The organism is Streptomyces cadmiisoli (assembly GCF_003261055.1).
In the GTDB taxonomy this organism is placed as follows: domain Bacteria; phylum Actinomycetota; class Actinomycetes; order Streptomycetales; family Streptomycetaceae; genus Streptomyces; species Streptomyces cadmiisoli.
This window is the reverse complement of the sequence record NZ_CP030073.1, coordinates 434518-453813: the sequence shown is the minus strand read 5'-3', so window position 1 is coordinate 453813 and position 19296 is coordinate 434518. Positions and strand designations below refer to the sequence as shown.

The window sequence follows — 19296 nt, the reverse complement described above, 5'->3', positions numbered from 1 at the left end:
CGTCCGCCGCACCAGCTCCTCCTCACGCTCCGACATGGAGCGATCAATCCCGCGCTTTCAGTGCCTCATGTGGAGAACGAGCATGCCTCAGAAAATAGATGGCCAGCCCTGTGTTGCGGTGATCGGTGGCGGCTACGCCGGCATCCGCGCCGCTCGCGACCTTGACGATATTGCCAATGTCGTGCTGGTCGAACCGCGTGACAGCTTCCGCCACAACGTCGGCGCACTGCGGGCAATGGTTCGCCCGGACTGGATGCCCAACATCTTCATGTCCTACGAGAAGCTGCTGGCCAATGGCAAGGTCGTGCACGACAGGGCCGCGCAGGTGCAGCCCGGACGCGTCGAACTGGCTTCTGGGCAGGTCCTGGACGCCGACTTCATCGTGCTTGCCACGGGATCTCAGTACCCCTTCCCGGCCAAGGACGACGAGACGAGTAGCGAGCTCTCGAAGAAGAAGTACCTGCGGATCAACGAGAACTTGGAGAGCGCGAAGCACGTCCTGCTTCTCGGCGCCGGTGTCGTGGGTGTCGAACTGGTGGGAGAAATCCTGGCACGGTGGCCGGAGAAGCAGATCACCCTCCTTGATCCTTCCGCCGATGTTCTCAAGGGCCAGTACCCGGAGCCGCTGCGGGCTGCGCTCCGCGAGATGCTCAGCAGCGAGGGCGTGGACCTCCGGCTCGGGGAAGGGCTGAGGGACCTGCCGCAGGCGGTGGCCGGCGAAGTCACGCCGTTCGTCGCGGAGACCACCTCGGGCGCAAGGATCGATGCCGACCTCTGGCTCCAGTGCTTCGGCGGCGGAGTGACTTCGGACTACGTCGTGGGAAGCCTGGCGCAGGCCAGGACGGAGTCCGGACGGCTTCGGGTCCACGATGACCTGCGGGTCCAGGGCCACGACACGGTGTACGCCGTGGGCGACATCGCCGACCTGGGCCTGCCGACAGCATTCATCGCCGACGTACAGGCGGACATCGCAGCCCGCAATATCCGGGTGCAGATTACCGGCGAGGGCGAGAGCGCCGAGTTCCAGGACCCCTTCCCGCACCTGGTCGTGCCCTTCGGCACCGACAAGGGCACCGGCTGGATGGTGAACCAGGACGAGCTGCTGGACACGGCGACGGTCAAGCAGCTCAAGGGCGACCATCTGCTCATCGCGATGTACACGGACAGGCTTGGATTGACCGATGGCGCCTGGACCATCGGCCACTGAACACCGAGAGGGCCCTATCCCAACACGAGGCACAGTGATGAGCGCACTTCTCGAAACCACGGACCCGAAGCCGGGTACTGAACCTGACCTCGCGGAACTTCGAGCCCGGGCGGCTTGCATGGACGTGATCGACGCATTCTTCCGGTGGGTCGATGACGGCGAAGCGGAACGCACCGTTGAACTGTTCACCCCGAACGGCGAACTGGTGATGGACCAAGCACACTTCACCGGCACTGCCCTGACGGCGGCCATGAGGGCTCGACAGGACGCCACGAGCAAGAGCGGCGTGCATGTCCCGGCCGCCTCCTCCTTCCGCCTGCTGGCCCCCGGCGAAGCGGAGACGCATACATACCTGCACTTGTACCGAGATGCGGACCAGCAGGATGGCCATCCGCCCGTTGCGCGCGCGGTGACACAGATCAAAGACCGGTTCGTACGAGGGGAAGACGGCCGCTGGCGTATCGCGCGCCGCGTCGTGAACGTCGTGGCAGGAGGCGAGTGACATGCGTCTATATCGCACCAGCGAAGGGCTTGCCCGCGCCGAGGCCGATGAACTCGCGCTGCTCGACCTGCCTCACCACAACGTCACCGACCTCCTGGCGGACGGTATCGAACAGGCACGCCACGCACGCGTGCGAGGCAGGATCGCCATCGAGGACGCTGTACTCCTCCCGCCGGTGGGTGTGCCGCAGACGGTGGTGATCGCGGGCGCCAATTACCACGACCACGTGGTGGAAGCAGGGTTGCCGATCCCCGAGGCTCCAGTCTTCATCACCACGTCCGGCGCCAGTGTGACCGGCCCTCACGACACCATATGGCTGCCCGCCGAAGCACCCTTGGAAGTCGACTACGAGGGGGAACTCGCGGTAGTGATCGGTAGGGCCGGCAGGGGCATCTCCGTGGCCGACGCCTGGGACCACGTCGCCGGGCTCATGGTCGCCAACGACGTCTCAGCACGGGACGTACAGCTGGCGGCCATGACCAACGGCGTCGTCACCGATATCGAAGGCGTACGACGAGGCAAGTCGTTCCCGCACTTCAAGCCACTGGGGCCAGCGCTTGTGACGGTGGAAGAGACCGGCACCGAGCTGGACCTGTCGATTCGCACCCTCGTCAACGGCGAGACACGTCAAGAGTCACGGACCAATCAGATGATCTTCTCAGTGGCTGAGATCATCGCCCATGTCTCCGCCACGGTGCCGTTGATGGTCGGCGACGTGGTACTGACCGGAACCCCGGGCGGTGTCGCACTGGCCAGAGGCGGCTATTTGCGGCCCGGAGACCTGGTGACCGTGGAAATCGAGGGGCTGGGGCGGCTCCGCAACTTGGTGCGTGCCGCCCCTGCGCCTCCCCTTTAGGCAGCACGCCTGCCGCCGCCAATGTGGTGCCCTGTCAGGCGGCAGGCGTGCGCTCTCCACCCTCATCGCCGCTCTGGTCGAGGCGGGACCGACGAGGCTCGGAGTGGTCTCCAACAACTGCGGCGACAACGCCGGCCTGGGACTCCTCCTGGCGGCTGGTCGGATCGACCGGATGACTTCCTCCCACGTCGGAGAGAACCAGGAATTTGCACGGCAGTACCTTCAGGGCGAACTCGAAGTCGAGCTCGTACCCCCAAGGAACCCTCGCCGAGCGCTTGCGTGCCGGAGGTGTGGGTATCCCGGCCTTCTGCACTCCGGTAAGCGTCGGGATGTTCGTGGAAGAAGGCGGCCTGCCTTGGCGGTACGCAGCTGACGGCAGCAACGCGGTCGCCTTACCACCCAAAGTTTCGCGGGAGTTCGGAGGCCGGCGGTAGCTGTTGGAAGAATCCATTACCGCTGACTTCGCCCTGGTACGGGCTGCGGTAGCACACCGGCACGGCAACCTCGTGTTCCATGCCACCGCCCGCAATTTCAAACCGTTGTGTGCGATGGCGGGCCGAACCACTCGGGTGGAGGCCGACCGGATCGTCGAGCCCGGACAGATCCCGCCCGACGCGGTTCAGCTGCCGGGGATCCACGTCGACCGGCTCGTCGGGGCCGACCCCCTGGACAAGAGCATCGAGCGGCGCGCAGTACGCGTACCACCCCCTGACGACGGTACGGGTGTTCCCCGTTCCCATCGGTCAGGACGCAGGCAGAAGTGCCAGCCGTGGATGAGGGCGCGACTCACAGCAATGTCCGGCCGTTCGCCAGCCCTTTGGCCGACCAACGGCCGGAACGTTGACCGCAACCGTCAGGTTGAGTGCTCGTTGGGCGCGTTGTCCAGAGCGCCACCAGCGGTGCCGGCCGCAGTGTCGATGCCGGCGTCGAGTAGGTAGGCGGTGAACACGACAGGTGCGTATGGACTGCCGGCATCAGAATGTCGTCGCGGATGGTGCGGATGTTCCGGCCCTGCAGGCAACTCGGCTCGTTCATCGCCTATCAGGCACAACATGCCGGAGAGGCCGGGATCAATGTGAACCCGGCCTGCACGTCGCAGTGCTGCCTGCGCTGCGGCCGCAACGTCCCCGCCGGCCGGCCCAGTCTTCAGCAGCCCTGGGCCGGCTCAACCTGGTGACCGCTGCACGCCATTGTGCGCGGCCCCCAGTCTTTGATGTCACCGCCCGCTGCTCAATCTGCAGCGTGATCTCGCTGTTGTGTCAACGGTGGTCGACAAACCCGGGTATCAGCGCCTGAACTCCTGCGCCAGCAGCTGGGCTCGCTTCTCGGCGTCGGTGTGAGCATTCGCCCGGTTCATGTCCGCGACATCGCGCAGCGTTTCCATGCTGGGGACGTGGTGGGCCATGGTCAGCTCGACCTGAATCGTGTGGACGTTCAGTCCGAGCGCCTCGGTGAGCACCTTCTCCAGGTACGGCGTGGCGAAGTCCCATCCCTCGCGGGGAGTTCCGGGGCCGTAACCGCCGCCCGCGCTGACAATCACCGTGGCCGGGCGGCCCTTGACGTTCTCGGGCTCGTCGCCGAACACCGTGGTGCGTCCGGAGATCACAATCTGGTCCAGCCATGCCTTGAAGCTGGACGGGATGTTCCAGTTGTACATCGGCACGGTGAACAGGTACGCGTCCGCGGCGCGCAGCTGGGCGACGAGGCGGTCCTGCAGCGCCGCAGCGTCCGACTCCTCCGTGGACCGATCGCTGGCTGCGTTCGTGCGGGAAGCGATGCCGGCAGGCGTGAGGTGTGGCACCGGCTCCTTGACCAGGTCGACGTATGTCACGGTGCCGGCCGGGTGTTCCTTGTCCCAGGCCTGGCGGAACGTGGCGCCGACCTCGCGGGACACGGAGCCGAGGGGCGCGGCAGAGGAATCGATGTGTAGCAGGTGAACCATGGTGGGGAAGCTCTTCCGTCCTGTGTCGGGAACGACTCCCGACGAGCGGTTGCTGATCTTGAGTGCCTTTTGCCTCAGTCATCGCACCGGCGCGTCGCCCGTAGACGACGCCTCGCTACGCGTATGCGACGTGAGGAGCACTGACACATTGAAGCTACCCGATCGTTGAATGAAGTCAATGATTGTCGAGCTGTGATGGTCGTCTCTCCCGCCGATTACCGCCAGGTGCCCCTCCCTCCCTCGCGCGTGCCGCCGGTACCGCCAGTGGTCACTCCTGGGTCACGCAGTGGTGGCGCCGTTGGCTTGGCGGGGGGCTGGGTCCGGAGTCGGCGGTGGATGATCGGCTGCCTCACGGCAAGACGGGGCCGTGCGCCCATGCGGTTGGGCCGGGGGGCGCGGCCTGCGTGTCGACCGAGGATTCGTACTTACTATTGATTAGCAGCTAACTCGCCGCTTGCTCGGCTTGCCTCTTCGGTGCACCGTTAAGCCATAACCGGCCGCTGAGCCCAGGGCGGCGGTGAAAGTCTCACTGCCCCCGCTCGCCGTTCTGCCGCTGCGAGCTGCGGGTGAGTTGCGGTGATCCGGCATGCACGGGTGATGTGCAACCGCCTCCCGTGCAGCCGCGTATCAAGTTTCCCCAGCGCACCAAGGAGTGACGATGACGTCCCCTCCCAGTCTTCTCGCGTGGTTCCGCGGACATGGCACCACGCGGAGATGCGTAACTGGTATGACTCTGCGCGATGCCAAGATCATGCACGAAGCCACAGCTTCGGTATTCGTCGTTCATACCAACGAGTACCTCCGGATGTCCTTGGCACATGGCTGATCCGGACAAGCCGACCTGGTAACCCCCCAAGCACCTGCCTTTCCGCGCGTAGGAGTCGGGAATGGCAGGCGGGCCTGTATCTCCTGGCAGGCCCTGGCTGGTGCGGCACGTGCAGGATGGGAACTGCCGCACCAGCCACTTCCATCGCCGCTCGCTCTTCCGCGCAGACGGAAGGAAGAACGTTGTTCTTTGAGCGTCCGATGTGGAGATGGCATGCCGCTGACCTCGGTGGGACCCCATCGAGCCAGGCGGAGCGATGAACGCACGCCCGACACCTCGGGGCCGGATGAGGGGTGCTCGTCGCGGCCGGTGACAAGGACGTCAGAGGAAGTTGCCCGGGGCGGTGCGCGCCCAAGAGCGGGGGCACTCAGGCGGCAGGCGGGCGCCGCACCGGCTCGGCGCCGGCACACACACTCCAGGTAGTCGAGCTCGAACCGCATCACAAGGGCAGTGCAACGGCATGCCCCACACCCACAGAGCGATATGAAGGACAGTCAATGGACAAGGTGGTCGCCTCAGCCAGCGAGGCCGTCGCAGACATCCCGGACCGCGCCGTTCTCGCGGTCGGAGGCTTCGGACTATCCGGCATCCCCTCCACGCTCATCGCCGCTCTGGTCGAGACGGGGACGACAGGGCTGATGGTGGTGTCCAACAACTGTGGTGTCGACGATGCCGGTCTGGGACTCCTCCTGCGCGCCGGCCAGATCGCTCGGATGACCTCTTCCTATGTTGGAGAGAACAAGGAATTCGCACGGCAGTACCTCCAGGGCGAGCTCGAGGTGGAACTCGTGCCTCAGGGCACTCTTGCCGAGCGTCTTCGTGCCGGAGGCATGGGGATTCCTGCCTTCTACACTCCCGCTGGTGTGGGCACCCTGCTGGAAGAGGGTGGCCTGCCCTGGCGCTACGGGATCGATGGCACCACAGCCGTCGCGTCCCCGCCCAAGGAAGTACGGGAGTTCGGCAGCCGCCGGTATCTGCTCGAGGAGGCCATCACCGCCGACTTCGCGCTGGTTCGGGCAGAGGTCGCCGACCGGCACGGCAACCTCGTGTTTCACGCTGCCGCTCGCAATTTCAACCCGTTGTGTGCGATGGCGGGCCGAACGACCCTGGTGGAAGCCGACCGCATTGTCGAGCCTGGTCAGATAGCTCCCGACGCGGTTCATCTGCCAGGAGTCTTCGTCGACCGGATCGTCGCCGCCGATCCCCGGGACAAGCGCATTGAGCGCCGCACAGTACGCCAGCCCGCTGGGACTTGACGAAGCCCGTCAGCACACTTGCCTGCTTCGGTTCAATCCGCTGGAGAACACCATGACAGCAACCCATGATGGAACCATCCGCAGTTCTTTGGCTGCGCGTGCGGCTCAGGAACTGACTGACGGTCAGTACGTGAATCTGGGCATCGGTCTGCCCACGCTGATACCCAATTACCTGCCGGACGGCGTACATGTGATCCTTCAGTCCGAGAACGGGATCCTGGGGGTCGGACCCTATCCGTACGACGATCAAGTCGACCCGGATCTCATCAATGCCGGCAAGGAGACGGTGACGGTCCTCCCTGGCGCGGCGTACTTCGACTCGGCGACGTCCTTCGGCATGGTGCGTTCCGGCCGGATCGACACCACCGTGCTCGGCGCCATGCAAGTATCCGCGGCGGGGGACCTGGCGAACTGGACCATTCCCGGAAAGCTGGTCAAGGGGATGGGTGGGGCCATGGACCTGGTGCACGGTGCGCGCAGAGTAGTGGTGGTGATGGAGCACACTGCCCGCGACGGCTCTCCGAAGATCGTGAGTGAATGCACCCTCCCGGTCACTGGCCGACGAGTTGTGGACCGAATAATCACCGAGCTGGCAGTTTTCGACGTAACCCCCGAGGGGCTACATCTGATGGAACTCGGGCAAGGCGTTTCCATTGATGCCGTACGCACGTCGACTGACGCGCCATTCGTCGTGTCCGATGTGTTGAAGTGACCTGCTGGGGCAGGTTTCTGCCCCAGCGTCGCGCGGCAGGCGCACCCTCCGACCTGCCGCAGGTCCGGGCTGGGCGAGCGAATCGGCCAGCCCGGACCGGCCATTCGCCACGTGTGTGGCCTTCGAAGCGGCCGCCCGATACGTATGCGGGCGGCTGAGTTGTTCGCTGCCGGCGAGGGCACTAGGGAAGGCGATCTCCAAGTAGTTTCGGGTTCTCGACGACGGCCGAACGAGTTCAGCCGACGCCGACAACGGGTCAACGTACGAGCGGTCCGGCGGTGGCTGCGCGCGTGGGACAACGCACGGCCGGCAGGGCCTGCAGTCATAGAGGCATCACGGCTGAAACTGAGCGCGGCGATGTTCGCCGCGTGGGAAGAGGAACTGGCCGAGGGGCCGGTCGCGCACGGATGGCCCGAGCAGAACGGAGACGGCAGGGTGCGGTCCGGCCGTCATCACCTTCCATCTGAGTGGGCGATGACCCCGGGCATCAACGCGGCGATACCCGTGTCCCTGTCCTGCCTCACGAGCCGCGACGCCCATCTCAATCCTGCCCGACACGATGACGTGCCGAAAAGCAGACCGGTGCGTTGAGCAGCAACTGCGCTGCGCAGCACTCGCGAGAGAACGGCACCGAAGACCTGAAGGGGCGGTACCCGCTGCGTACTCCCCAAAGTCGCGCGTGGGTACCGCCCCGCGGGCGTGGGCGATAGTTCGCCCGCCATGGCCGTCCGCTCCGCTCCGCGGAGGCCGATCCCGCACCTCGTCACCAACAGACGACGTGCGGGCGTCGAGGGCCGTGAAGCCGTCGCGTCACCGTCGCCGGCTCGGCGGCCACTCCGGAACTGCTGTGTGTCTCGTGTGGCCGGCGGACTCTGTGGCCCTTTCCATCTACATTGACAGTAACAGATGATTGAGGCGGTTCAACGGTTATCGCGTATGAGGTACCTCTCTCGCATGCGCAGGATGCTCGATGAGGGGGCAGGCCCCGGTCGGCGTGGTTTCCGGTCGAGTGCCAACCGGTGGCGCCGAAGTGCATGCTGCGAGGGGTGTCAGTTGCCCGCAATGTGCAGAATCATCACGCCCGCCGCGGTGGCGGCGGAGACCAGGGCGGGCGCGGCCGCTGTGAATCCATCCTTGACGCGCAGGTGACAGGCTGCCCCACCGAGCATCAGCGCCACGACGACGAGGGCGGCAGCCACGCCCGACCACGTCACGAAGATGCCGACCAGCAGTCCGATCGCCGCAACCGTTTCCGTCAGGCCGACGAATCGGAGCAGCTCTGTCGGTACCCGTAGGTGTTGGGCCATGAGGGCCGTCTTCGGGTGGCCCGCAACCTTCGGCGCCCCGGCGAAGGTCATGAACGCCGCGAGAGCGCAGGACAGCAGGGCTGCGGCAAGGGACATCTGGTTCTCCAGTTCGTGCGCGGGGGCGCATGCCGCCGCGAAGGTCGCTATTCATTGAAGCTAGAAAATAGTAGGCACCTCGCAACGATTTGTGCACCGTGAGGATTGTCTCCACGAGATTGTCTGACATGGGTCGTCAGCTGTCCGGGCGGCCGGGCGCAGCCAGGCACAGCGTTCTGGACCTGGCTGCTTGGCCGGGGTGCGTCTGGCCAGGCGATGGCTGACAGCGTCAGGCTCTCGTGGAACCCGCGACCGATCAGCGTCTTGATCTGTGCCGACCAGGTCCGGCCGGCCGGCCGCGCGCCCGGGACCTGGCCGGGTCCGTGACCGCCGCCCCCCGGTCCGCCTCACGGCCTTGGGTCCGCCGGATGGTCTCGTTCGTCCAGTAATGGGACTCGGCCACCAGACCCGCGTCCGGCCAGCGGGCTAAACTGGCATACGCGCGGCCAGGGCGGTTGATCCCAGCATCATGGTCGCGATTCTCCAAGGCCTGGTGTCTGCTCAACTCCTCGAGCGCCGCCGAGCCCCGTCGGTCCGTCGGCGCCATATTCGCCGCGATCAGGATGGAGGGACGTCGTCTCTTGGCTCAGGCCCAGCAGGCCGTCGATGCAGTCGAGGAGGGACGCATCGGCGACCTCGCAGCGGAGGAGATCGGCGTACTTCGCGGACTCCTCGCAAGGGTGTGGACGTTGCCGCGCTACCCGGTGTGCTTCGAAGAGTGAAGCCGCTGAGGTGCCCGAGGGGCCAAGGGCGGCGCCGTACTCGTCGCCTTGGATCTTGTAGCCGGTGGGCAACAAGGATCCCCGACGCTGCCCAGGGCGAGAAGTCGGCGTTCTGATGGCGTGCGCAGCTCACGGACCGCCGGTGAAGAAGTCGGACTTCAGGTCCCCGATGATGGTGTCGAGTGGATGCCCACTGACGATCAACGGTCCACTCCAGGGTGCGCTGAGTGCAAAGAGCAACGCCAGGCTCAGCCCTACCACGCTCGCCACACCTACGATGAGCAGCGACGTTCGCAGGCTGCTGCGGAAGACCAGTGCGCCGGAGTTCACGATCAAGGCCAGTCCGCTGACCACCAGCGTGATGACATAGAGGGCGGGAACGTCGCGCGAGGCCGCCGCGATGCGGGCGCGACGACTACTGGTGACACCGTCCAGGGCGACCACCAGCTCCGTGCCTGTCGGGGTTCCCACCTCGGGCCGGGCTGCTTCGGCGCGCACGGTGCGCTCCAGCCGTGCGATCGCTCGCGCGGTGGCCGGGTCGTCTCCGGACGCAGCCGCTGCGCTTTCCCATTCCCTGGCGCGCGTGGTCTGCAAGTAGTCCAGCAGCGCCGTATGGATCGGCTCCGACTCGACTCGCGGACTTGTTGCCGCCCATGCCAGCCGGGAGGCCGCAGCCGCCTCGTCACTCACCAGCCCCTCTGCCGCGCGCAAGTAGCCGGCCTCGCTGGCCAGGGAGAGTGCCGCGAAGATCGCGAAGGCGGCGCCGAGTGTCGGCATCAGAGGCGTGGCGATCTGCGGCACCCGGTCCTGTTCGCGGACCGGCACGAGCGCCCGGACGCCGACTCGCGCCACCGCCGCGACCAGTAGGGCGAGCAGGAGACCACCGACGACCAGTACCGCCGGCGGCAGGGAGGTCAACCAGTTCACCACATCACCTCCAGCGCGTTCCGTGAGGAGCCCATGCGGCGGTACATCGGTCCCGCGACCTGGAACTCCTCGTTGATCACTTCTGTGAACGCTCGATGATCACAGGTCGAAGACCTTTGACGCTTGCGACGCCCGGCACGACAACTCGCTTCGTCGGCCAATCAGCCGAGTGCGGCCCGATGCGAGGCTGTACGGGGAATGCGCGCCCCGCACGTCTCGCGTACGGTTCCGTTCCACGGGGCTCACAGACGTTCGGCGGGGACCGGAAGCGCATTCCGATCCGGTGGCGATGCGCCCGTGAATGCAGGCGAACGCTCCCGAGTGCACACGCACACCCAACCAACACGTATGGCACACCTGCGTCCCAACGCACAGTGGCCGTCCCGCGCCTTGGGCGGGGCCAGTGCGACGCGGTCTGTGTCGTGCAAGCCGGCGATGTTGCCGGGAGTACGACGGCCGCGATGCGGGGCGACCAACTGGGCCAGGGGCGTGACCTTGCTTGACAAGCGCTCCCGGTGGAAGTGCCGGCGCAGAAGCGTTCGGCAGCCTGGATCCGAACCCGTTCACCAAGCGCCTGCCGATCAGTCGTTCACGCACCACTCTGCGTACGCCTCATACAAGCAGCGGTACCGGGACGCTCACACGCCGTCAGGCCTCAATGGCGACACGCCAACCAGTTCAGTGATCGCCTGGATCATTGTGCACCGGTCCGGAGCGGTGATTGACTGGGGGTCAATCAACTGCGAAGGGAAGAGCACCGTGAGCAGTCCTGCGATCCCTCTCATGCAACCCGCGCCCGATTACGACACATTGCGTGAGGTGGAGAACCGTGTGCTGTGGTTGGCTACGTCGATCGTCCACCATGCGAACCGAGTGCGGCCGAACCCGTCCGGCTTGAAGGTGGGCGGCCATCAGGCGTCGTGTGCGTCGATGGCGTCACTGATGACCACGCTGTGGTTCAGGCATCTGCGGCCGGAAGATCGAGTGTCGGTCAAGCCGCACGCGTCGCCGGTGCTGCATGCGATCAACTACCTGCTGGGCGAGCTCGACGAGTCTTATCTGACGCGGTTGCGAGAGTTCGGCGGCCTGCAGAGCTATCCGAGCCGGACCAAGGACCCGGATCCGGTGGACTACTCGACCGGATCGGTCGGCATCGGCGCGACCGCCCCGGTCTGGGGGGCCATCGCACGGCGGTATGTGAACGACATGTCCGGCGACTGCGGAACAGGCAGACAGTACTCGCTGCTGGGCGACGCCGAGCTGGACGAGGGCGCTGTGTGGGAGGCGCTGCTCGATCCCATGGTCGGTGAACTGGGCGAGCTCGTGTGGATGGTCGACCTGAACCGCCAGTCGCTGGACCGCGTCGTGCCCCACATGGCCGGTGACAGGCTGCACGGCATGTTCACCGCCGCTGGGTGGCAGGTCATCACGCTGAAGTACGGAGAACTGCTCACCCAGCTGTTCGACCGCCCCGGCGGTGCCGAGCTTCGCGACCGCCTCGACCGGATGTCCAATCCGGAGTACCAGCGGCTGCTGCGTTGTGACGCCGAACAGCTGCGCCGGCGGCTCCCGGGCGACGGGCCGGGGCGGGACCGGATCGCCGCCCTGGCAGCAGGTCTTGACGACGCCGCCCTGCTTGCAGCGATCCGCAACCTCGGCGGCCACGACCTTGCCGCGCTCGACCGGGCGTTCGACGCGATCGACGACACCAGGCCCACAGTCGTCCTCTGCTACACGGTCAAGGGGTACGGCCTGCCTTCGCAGGGGCATCCGCAGAACCACTCGTCGCTGCTGACGGCCGGGCAGATGAGGGAACTGGCCGTCAGGTGCGGCACGGACGCCGACGATCCATGGCAGGCGTTCGAGCAGGGCACCCCGGCGGCCGCGGTGTGCCAGGCGGCAGCCGAGCGGCTGCGCAGAGCGCCGCGGCGCATGGCGGCCCCTCCCAAGATGCCGCAGGACATCGGTCGTACACCGACGGGCACCACCACGACGCAGGCGGCGCTGGGCAGGTTGCTGATGGATCTGACCCGTGAAGCCCCGGAGGCCGCCGGCCGGGTGGTGACGGTGAGCCCGGACGTCAGTTCCACGACCAACCTGGGAGGATGGGTCAACAAAGTCGGCGTGTGGTCCGTGACAGAGCGGCAGGACTGGTTCGCCGATGACGCCGAGACGATCCTGCACTGGTCGGAGAAGCCGTCGGGCCAACACATCGAGTTGGGAATCGCCGAGGTCAATCTCGTCGGACTGCTCGGTGAGCTGGGTGCGGCGTGGAGCCGTTGGGGCCAGCCGCTGCTGCCGATCGGCGTGCTGTACGACCCATTCGTGGAGCGGGCGCTGGAGCCCTGGTCGTACGGCATCTACTCCGGTGGCCAGTCGATCCTGGTCGGTACCCCGTCCGGAGTCAGCCTGGCCCCTGAGGGCGGTGCGCACCAGTCCGTCAAGACGCCGTCGATCGGGCTCGAGCAGCCAGGTTGCGTCAGCTACGAGCCCGCGTTCGCGATCGACACCGAGTGGACCATGCTGGCCGCCCTCGCCCAACTGGGCAGACCGGACGGAAGCTCCGCCTACCTGCGGTTGTCCACGCGCCCGGTGGATCAGACACTCGCTGCGGTGCCGGGTGATCCCGTCGCCCGGGAGCGACGGCGTCGCCAGGTCGTCGCAGGCGCCTACACACTTCGGTGTACGGATGCTCCCGATATCACGCTCGCCGCGATGGGAGCCGTCGTACCCGAGGCGCTGGCCGCGGCCGATCGGCTCGCCCAGAACGGCATCCGGGCCGACGTGGTGTGTGTGACCAGCCCTGATCTGCTGTACCGCGCGGTGCGGTCCCGTCAGGGGCAAGCGGAGGCCGAGTCGTGGGTCCTCGACCAGGTATTCCCGGCAGAACGAGCAACGCCGCTGGTCACGGTGGTGGACGGCCACCCCCACACCCTGGCGTTCCTGGCCACCATCAACCGTGTCCGGCACACCGCGCTCGGGGTGACACGGTTCGGACAGTCCGGGTCCCTGGAGGACGTCTACCGCTACCACGGTCTGGACGCCGACAGCATCGTCCGCGCCGCCTTCGACCTGGCGACGATGAAGTTCTGACCGCTCGGGCCGGACTCGCCCGGCCGGGCAGGCGGACGCCACGCAACGCGTTCGTGTTCGGCAGCCGAGCGAGTCCGAGCGACTCAGCGCGAGTCCTTCGGCTTGGTCACCTGGCGGAAGGTGCGCATGGAGCCTGTCGGCGACGCGTGCTGCCCGCACCGCGCGTCGGATCCGTCCGGCGCGCGGAATCGAACGTGGTGTTCTCCACGCACAGCGCCGCGAGGTGCAGCCCGTTCACGCCCTGGAGCGGTGGATCGCCGGGCACCCGGAGCTGGACGAGGCGCTCGCCGGGGTGAAGACGCCCCCTGGTGGGCTTCGGCGATGCGGGCGATGTCAGCGATCGTGACGGAGGAGTACGGACGGCGTGCGCGATGGTTCGATACGGCCGCCGGACTTCTTCTGGGGCGTCTTCCGGGCCGTTGCCGCCCGCCAGGTGATCGGCCTGCTCAGCTCGGCCGTCGTCACGTCCCCCGTCATCCGGAAGTCGGCATCGCTTTCGGTGCAGCGGTGCAGCGGTGCTCGGGGGACAGCTCCCGCGAGCACCGACCCAAACTAATTGACTCACGGTCATTGACCTTTGATCGATGACTGTCTTACCGTCGGGCCAGCCCGGCGTCCAGGATCCGCAATCCGCGAGCCGGCTTTCGAACGTCCGCCGTCCGCAGGCCCCGACGCATGCTCCTTACAACGAAGTGAGGTGATCATGGCTCGTGATTCCCACCCCCGCTCTTTCCGTGGAGATCCACCGGCTTGGAGGTGTTCGGTGTGCGCGTCGTGAACGGCGGTGGGCGTGCGGCGCCGGTCGTCGGTGGGCGTCCGATCGACGTCGAGCCCAGCAGCAGGGGGCGCTACTCCTCCCACGTCCAAGAGCTCCACGACCGCCGGACGGAGCGGTACTGGAGGACGTCGCCCGGGTCGCCCCGTTCCTGGCCCCGCCACACCAGGTCTTCGGGATCGGTCCCAAAGATCGCGAGCGCGCAGACGAAGGCGGAGCACAACTCCCGGACCGTCCCGCGGTGTTCTCGATGTCCCCCACGCCGGTGACCGGCCCGTGCAACACCGTGCGAATCGCCAACCTGTTCGCTCGACTGGCAGGCGGAGCTCAAGGTCGTGATGGGCCGCCGTGCTGACCGGGTGCCGGAATCGGCTGGACGAGAAATCTCCGGGTCCTCCTCCACTCCGGAGATGTGCTCGCCACCGCCGCCGAAGGCATCGGGACGAGGAGAAACGTCATGGTCGGACGCCAGAAGTGAATCTCCCTCAGCCGCACCACCGATTTCATCCGAGCAGAAGGATTTCCGATGACAACAGACAGCGCCGGCAGCGGTGTTCTCCCCCTCAGCAACGCGAACGAGAAGGCAGCCATCCATCACATCGCCTTCAAGGTCGCGTTCGAGGAGTTCGACGAGCTCATCGATTGGTATCGCAACGTTCTGGACATGGACGTCAACTTCCGTGGCAAGCAGATCGACCTCGAAGTCTGCTTCCTCGCCAACGACCGGGCCAACCATCGGCTCGTCTTCGTCACGCGCCCCGGCATCGAGCGCGACCCCGCCTACCGCGGACGGGCCCGACTCGACCACTCGGCCTTCGAGTTCGCCACGATCGACGGTCTGCTGGAGAAGTACGCCGCGCTGCGGGACCAGGGAATCCACCCCTACATGAGCATCGACCACGGGCTCACCTTGTCCCTGTACTACCGGGACCCGACCGGTCATGGAGTCGAGCTCCAGACCGATGCCCACGGTGACTGGAGCTCCTCCAAGCAGTGGATGCACGTTGCCTCGGAGTTCGCGGCGAACCCGGCAGGAATCCTCTTCGACCCCGACCGGGTGATCGAGGCCCGCAACGCCGGCGCGAGCCTGGACGAGCTGCACCGGCGGATCTACGACGACGGTGAGTTCCCGCCCCGGCCCGAGCAGCGCGCCCGGTTGCAGATGCCCCCGGAGAAGGAGCCCTACCTGTGGGACCACAGCAGCTGGGGACCGGATCACCCGACGTTCGACCGCCGGCTCGGCGACCGGTGAACGCGGACCACGAGACGAAGAGATCACCGTGACCACCATGGACGTTCCCGTACTCGTCATCGGCGGCGGTCCCGCCGGTCTGGCCGGGTCAATTCTGCTGTCCCGCCTCGGTATCGACCACGTGCTGGTCGAACGGCATCCGAGCACGTCGCCGTATCCGAAGGCCCATCTGATCAATCCGCGCACATTGGAGATACTCCGCCAGGCGGGCGTCGCCGACGACGTGTACGAGATCGGCGGCCCGCCGGGGGAGTACAGAGTCCGGTTCCAGACGTCCCTGGGCGGTGACGGCCCGCTGGACGGCAGGGAGCTCTTCGCCATCGACGGCTTCGGCGGCGGCTCCCTGCGCGCATCCACGGAGCGGGCCACCCCCTGCCCGCACACGAACCTGCCCCAGCTGCGCCTTGAGCCCGTGCTGCGCCGCCACGCCGAGCAGCACGGTCACGCGACCGTGTTGTTCGGCCACGAGTTCGTCCGCTACGACGAGGACGCCGACGGCGTCACCGCCCTCGTCCGCGATTGCCGTACCGGAGAGAACTTCACAGTACGTGCCCAGTACGTCATCGGCGCCGACGGCGGCAAGACGCTGGCTCACCAGCTCGGTGTGACGCTCGAAGGGCCCCGCTCGATCGCCCGCCTGGTGAGCAACCACATCAGCGCCGACCTGTCCGACCACGTCCAGGGCGACGCGCTCATCACCTTGCTGATGCACCCGGAGAACCCCTTCAAATTCGTCGGCCTCGTTCCGATGGGGCCGAGCTACGGAAAGGGCACCGACTGGGCGCGTGAAAGCGAGGAATGGGGGGTGTCGTTCGCCCTGCGTCCGGAAGACAGCACCACGCTGACCGAGGACACCGTCGCCCCGATCATCCGGCAGGCCCTGCGCCTTCCCGGTCTCGACCTGACGGTTCACCGCACCAGCACCTGGGGCGTCGAACGTGTGGTGGCCGACCGCTTCCGGTACGGCCGGGTCTTCCTTGTGGGTGACGCCGCACACCGTCATGTCCCGACCAGCGGTCTGGGCCTCAATTCGGCCGTCCAGGACGTGCACAACCTGGCGTGGAAGATCGCCGCGGTGGTGCGCGGCCAGGCCGGACCCGACCTGTTGGACACCTACGAAGCCGAACGCCGGCCGGCTGACGTGCGCAACGCCGACTGGGCCTTGTTCACCTTCATGAACAACGCGAACATCGATGTCGGGCTGGGACTCTCGGCAAGTGCGTCACAGGAGCAGAACATCGCCGCCCTTGCCGCCTATCTCTCGGACACGCAGGCGGGCGCCACCCTGCGTGCGCGAGGCGCAGAGATCATCGCGACGCAGCGCACCGAGTACCAGGCCCTCGACATCGAGCTCGGCTTCTCGTACGAGAGCGCCGCAATCGTCCCGGACGGCACGCCACGGCCGCCGAGCGACCCGCTGGGGCTGCACTACCGCGCGACGACGCGGCCCGGGCATCGCCTGCCCCACGCTTGGCTGCAGCATGGAACGGAGCGGATGTCGACGCACGACCTCACGGGTGTCGGCGACAGCTTCGCGCTGATCACCGGACGCGACGGGGACACCTGGCGCAAGGCAGCCGCCACCGTGACCGAGGAGTTGGGTGTCGCCATCACCACGGCGTGTGTCGGTGCGGCCGACGGCTACCTCGATCCCACAGGCGAGTGGGGACAGGTGTCGGACATCGCCGACGACGGTGCGGTCCTCGTACGTCCCGACAATCACGTGGCATGGCGGATCCACGATTCGGTCCAGGACCCGGTCCATGAGCTCAGGAAGGCGCTCTCCGGCATTCTTGCCCGCTGAGCCCGTTCGCAGCGAAGGGCGAGACCAGTCCTGTGCGGGACTGGCGACCCATGGGCGCGCCTCCTGGTGGTGCCGTGACCCGTGGATCTCGGCCGGCGAGTGGGCGGCGTAGTTGATGTTGTTCGGAGCGCTCGCTCTTAGGTGATCGAGCTGCGCTGCCTGCGGCGGGAGTGGCCTCGGACGGCGTTGTAGCTGTGCAGCCGCGGGAATGAGACCAGGTGGTCATCGCGCTCGGTTCTTCCGGACCGGGCGCGATGACCTTGGAGGTCAGCTCAACTGCGCAGCCCGCTCGGCGGGGTGGACATCATTCATGCGGTGGCACAATGGCCGTCGTGTCCAACTCCTACGCGCAGCCCATCCTGAGAACGGCGGACCTTTCGGAAGGGTTGCGCATCGTTGAGAGGCTGCTGGGGATCGCCGACCTGAGGAATCTGGAAGTCGATTTCGAAGCGCGGATCTCCTCGACTCACTCTCTGTCGGAGGTGCTGGCCCTGCTGCCGGACGCCGATTGGTGGGCTGAGGGGGAGAGGGACGGCACCTCGGGCCCCGGGGATGATCCGTCGGCCTACCTGCCCATCTGGCTGCGACGCTGGGCTCAGGCACCCGAGACCGTGGAGCCGTTTCTCAAGGCGGTGGGCGACAGTCCGGCGACGGTGCGGTGGGACTTCAACGCCTGGCCCGAGGCTCCGGAGGTAGGTCTGGGGGTGGGAGGTACCCGCGGCGCGTTCGTCACCCTGTGCGCGCATGCCCGGGACCTCGACCTCGAGGAGCCCGCGGCCGACTACACGGTGTTCGTCCACGTCAAGCAAATTGAGGCCGAACGCGCACCGTGGCTTGCGGCCCGAGTCGGGCTGCGGGTGATCGGTGACTTGGTGATGGCACCGTACTGAGCATCCATGAAGGGAACTGCAGCACCGCCATCGTCTTGGTCACTTCCGCGGCGACTCCGCCATGCAAGAAGGCGACCCGCTCGGGCCGTTACCGCGCAGCCCCGTGCCGTCGGCTACCTGGACGACGTACCGCGCCATCTACGTTTCCGAAGTAGCCCGGTATCGGGTGGGCGGACATACACCCCACGACAACGTCCCGGATTCCGGCAACGAGCGGGCCTCACTACATTTCGGCTCGACTGGGCTGACCAGGCTCGCCAAGAGCGGCGGTGCCGCGAGGCGGAGTGGCGGTGCCGTGCACCCGCTTGGCATGCTTGGCGTACAGGCGGGGCGCGAGGAACGGCAGGATCAGTCGTGCGGGCAGTGGGGCCTCAGCGAGAACCGCCTTGATCACCTCGGGGTTTCCCTCGTACATCGCCATGCCGAAAGCAAGCGGGAGGACCTTCTTCGGAACTTCCTTCATGCTGTGCTCGCCCAGTTGCTTCCACTCGGCCGCGGTGACGTACTTCTCGGCCAGGGGGAGGATCTGCTCCTCTTCCATGGCCATGTGCTCCAGCAGCACAGCCAGCAGCCGGTCGAGTGCCTCCGCGAGCTCGTGGCCGCTACGCCCGGTGGACCGCCACTCGGGTAGCAGGCGAAGCACCTCATTGCCGGCGGCCTCAATGGCGTGGTGCTGTTCTTCCATGCGGGGCAAGACGGCTTCAGCCTCTTCCCCACCCCGCCCCTGGAGCAGCGGCCAGAGGATCAGGTCCTCGCCCTCATGGTGAAAATGCAGGAAGCCACAGACGAGTTCGGTGTGCGCGCCGACAACCTCGGAACGCCGGGTGTCGTTCGGTTCGACCTCCCGCACTCGCTGCGGTAGCAAGCCGAATTCACGCCGGATCATGCGGTGAGCCATGTACATGTCTCGCACATCGGCCATGGGTTCGTCGGTGGTCGGGTTCACGTGTCCTCGATCGTTTGTGGAGCAGTCGGCCCATAGGGGCCCTCGGAAAGATTCCCTGTACTGGGCGAGGGACGCATAGAACCTTGGTGCCAAGGCGTATGTCGCTACCTGTACGACATGACCGAGACGTCCGCATGGAACGGCAACCAGCCGTCCCGTCGTAGGACCTGGGCTCAGGTTGGA

15 protein-coding genes and 1 pseudogene are annotated in these 19296 nt (G+C 66.7%); 12 read left to right on the top strand and 4 right to left on the bottom strand.

Annotated features, from left to right (window positions below):
• Positions 1-118 precede the first annotated feature (118 nt).
• From DN051_RS01920 to DN051_RS47720, 5 genes and pseudogenes are all read left to right on the top strand, one after another.
• The gene (locus DN051_RS01920) at positions 119-1207 is read left to right on the top strand and encodes an NAD(P)/FAD-dependent oxidoreductase (RefSeq protein WP_162624790.1); all 1089 of its coding nucleotides are present in this window, start codon (positions 119-121) and stop codon (positions 1205-1207) included.
• Between the two features lie 118 nt (positions 1208-1325).
• On the top strand, positions 1326-1709 hold the full coding sequence (locus tag DN051_RS01915; protein ID WP_162624789.1) for a nuclear transport factor 2 family protein: 384 nt from the start codon (positions 1326-1328) through the stop codon (positions 1707-1709).
• Between the two features lies 1 nt (position 1710).
• The gene (locus DN051_RS01910; RefSeq protein ID WP_112437742.1) at positions 1711-2565 is read left to right on the top strand and encodes a fumarylacetoacetate hydrolase family protein; all 855 of its coding nucleotides are present in this window, start codon (positions 1711-1713) and stop codon (positions 2563-2565) included.
• Between the two features lie 31 nt (positions 2566-2596).
• A pseudogene (locus DN051_RS01905) lies at positions 2597-3266 on the top strand (CoA transferase subunit A); the annotation flags it as partial.
• A 278-nt stretch (positions 3267-3544) separates the two neighbouring features.
• Positions 3545-3742 (top strand): zinc ribbon domain-containing protein, encoded by a 198-nt coding sequence (locus DN051_RS47720; protein WP_112437741.1) that lies wholly within the window; start codon positions 3545-3547, stop codon positions 3740-3742.
• A gap of 108 nt (positions 3743-3850) precedes the next feature.
• Here the strand turns inward: DN051_RS47720 and DN051_RS01895 are convergent, their stop codons facing one another.
• Positions 3851-4507 carry an FMN-dependent NADH-azoreductase gene (locus DN051_RS01895; RefSeq protein ID WP_112437740.1) on the bottom strand — a complete coding sequence of 219 codons (657 nt, stop codon included), beginning with the start codon at positions 4505-4507 and terminating at the stop codon, positions 3851-3853.
• 1323 nt (positions 4508-5830) lie between these two features.
• Here DN051_RS01895 and DN051_RS01890 point away from each other — a divergent pair.
• A complete protein-coding gene (locus tag DN051_RS01890; protein WP_112437739.1) occupies positions 5831-6589 on the top strand; it encodes a CoA transferase subunit A in 759 nt (252 codons plus the stop codon).
• Between the two features lie 52 nt (positions 6590-6641).
• The gene (locus tag DN051_RS01885; RefSeq protein ID WP_112437738.1) at positions 6642-7301 is read left to right on the top strand and encodes a CoA transferase subunit B; all 660 of its coding nucleotides are present in this window, start codon (positions 6642-6644) and stop codon (positions 7299-7301) included.
• A gap of 1049 nt (positions 7302-8350) precedes the next feature.
• Here the strand turns inward: DN051_RS01885 and DN051_RS01880 are convergent.
• A complete protein-coding gene (locus tag DN051_RS01880) occupies positions 8351-8704 on the bottom strand; it encodes a DoxX family protein (RefSeq protein ID WP_112437737.1) in 354 nt (117 codons plus the stop codon).
• 581 nt (positions 8705-9285) lie between these two features.
• Between DN051_RS01880 and DN051_RS44830 the strand changes: the two genes are divergently transcribed.
• Complete coding sequence (locus tag DN051_RS44830; protein ID WP_162624787.1) at positions 9286-9426, top strand: hypothetical protein; 141 nt, start codon at positions 9286-9288, stop codon at positions 9424-9426.
• Positions 9427-9555: 129 nt separating this feature from the next.
• On the opposite strand, the gene DN051_RS01875 is transcribed toward DN051_RS44830, so the two are convergent.
• The gene (locus DN051_RS01875) at positions 9556-10353 is read right to left on the bottom strand and encodes a bestrophin-like domain (RefSeq protein ID WP_199314844.1); all 798 of its coding nucleotides are present in this window, start codon (positions 10351-10353) and stop codon (positions 9556-9558) included.
• Between the two features lie 783 nt (positions 10354-11136).
• Here DN051_RS01875 and DN051_RS01870 point away from each other — a divergent pair.
• From DN051_RS01870 to DN051_RS01850, 4 genes are all read left to right on the top strand, one after another.
• Positions 11137-13446, top strand: coding sequence for a transketolase-like TK C-terminal-containing protein (locus DN051_RS01870; RefSeq protein WP_112437736.1), 2310 nt, complete (start codon positions 11137-11139; stop codon positions 13444-13446).
• 1301 nt (positions 13447-14747) lie between these two features.
• Positions 14748-15473, top strand: coding sequence for a VOC family protein (locus DN051_RS01860; RefSeq protein WP_112437734.1), 726 nt, complete (start codon positions 14748-14750; stop codon positions 15471-15473).
• 37 nt (positions 15474-15510) lie between these two features.
• Entirely contained in the window at positions 15511-17277 is a 1767-nt protein-coding gene (locus tag DN051_RS01855; protein WP_199314842.1) for an FAD-dependent monooxygenase, read from the top strand.
• Positions 17278-17600: 323 nt separating this feature from the next.
• Positions 17601-18167 (top strand): hypothetical protein, encoded by a 567-nt coding sequence (locus tag DN051_RS01850; RefSeq protein ID WP_112437732.1) that lies wholly within the window; start codon positions 17601-17603, stop codon positions 18165-18167.
• A 223-nt stretch (positions 18168-18390) separates the two neighbouring features.
• On the opposite strand, the gene DN051_RS01845 is transcribed toward DN051_RS01850, so the two are convergent.
• Positions 18391-19113: a hemerythrin domain-containing protein gene (locus tag DN051_RS01845; protein WP_246040848.1), complete on the bottom strand. Its 723-nt coding sequence runs from the start codon at positions 19111-19113 to the stop codon at positions 18391-18393.
• Positions 19114-19296: the final 183 nt, after the last annotated feature.

What these genes read in the sequence shown, in the direction of transcription:
- DN051_RS01850 (WP_112437732.1), top strand. Translation starts at nt 17,601, where the DNA reads ATGGCCGTCGTGTCCAACTCCTACGCGCAGCCCATCCTGAGAACGGCG.
- DN051_RS01885 (WP_112437738.1), top strand. Translation starts at nt 6,642, where the DNA reads ATGACAGCAACCCATGATGGAACCATCCGCAGTTCTTTGGCTGCGCGT.
- DN051_RS47720 (WP_112437741.1), top strand. Translation starts at nt 3,545, where the DNA reads ATGTCGTCGCGGATGGTGCGGATGTTCCGGCCCTGCAGGCAACTCGGC.
- DN051_RS01890 (WP_112437739.1), top strand. Translation starts at nt 5,831, where the DNA reads ATGGACAAGGTGGTCGCCTCAGCCAGCGAGGCCGTCGCAGACATCCCG.
- DN051_RS01895 (WP_112437740.1), bottom strand. Translation starts at nt 4,507, where the DNA reads ATGGTTCACCTGCTACACATCGATTCCTCTGCCGCGCCCCTCGGCTCC.
- DN051_RS01855 (WP_199314842.1), top strand. Translation starts at nt 15,511, where the DNA reads ATGGACGTTCCCGTACTCGTCATCGGCGGCGGTCCCGCCGGTCTGGCC.
- DN051_RS01880 (WP_112437737.1), bottom strand. Translation starts at nt 8,704, where the DNA reads ATGTCCCTTGCCGCAGCCCTGCTGTCCTGCGCTCTCGCGGCGTTCATG.
- DN051_RS01870 (WP_112437736.1), top strand. Translation starts at nt 11,137, where the DNA reads ATGCAACCCGCGCCCGATTACGACACATTGCGTGAGGTGGAGAACCGT.
- DN051_RS01910 (WP_112437742.1), top strand. Translation starts at nt 1,711, where the DNA reads ATGCGTCTATATCGCACCAGCGAAGGGCTTGCCCGCGCCGAGGCCGAT.
- DN051_RS01860 (WP_112437734.1), top strand. Translation starts at nt 14,748, where the DNA reads ATGACAACAGACAGCGCCGGCAGCGGTGTTCTCCCCCTCAGCAACGCG.
- DN051_RS01915 (WP_162624789.1), top strand. Translation starts at nt 1,326, where the DNA reads ATGGACGTGATCGACGCATTCTTCCGGTGGGTCGATGACGGCGAAGCG.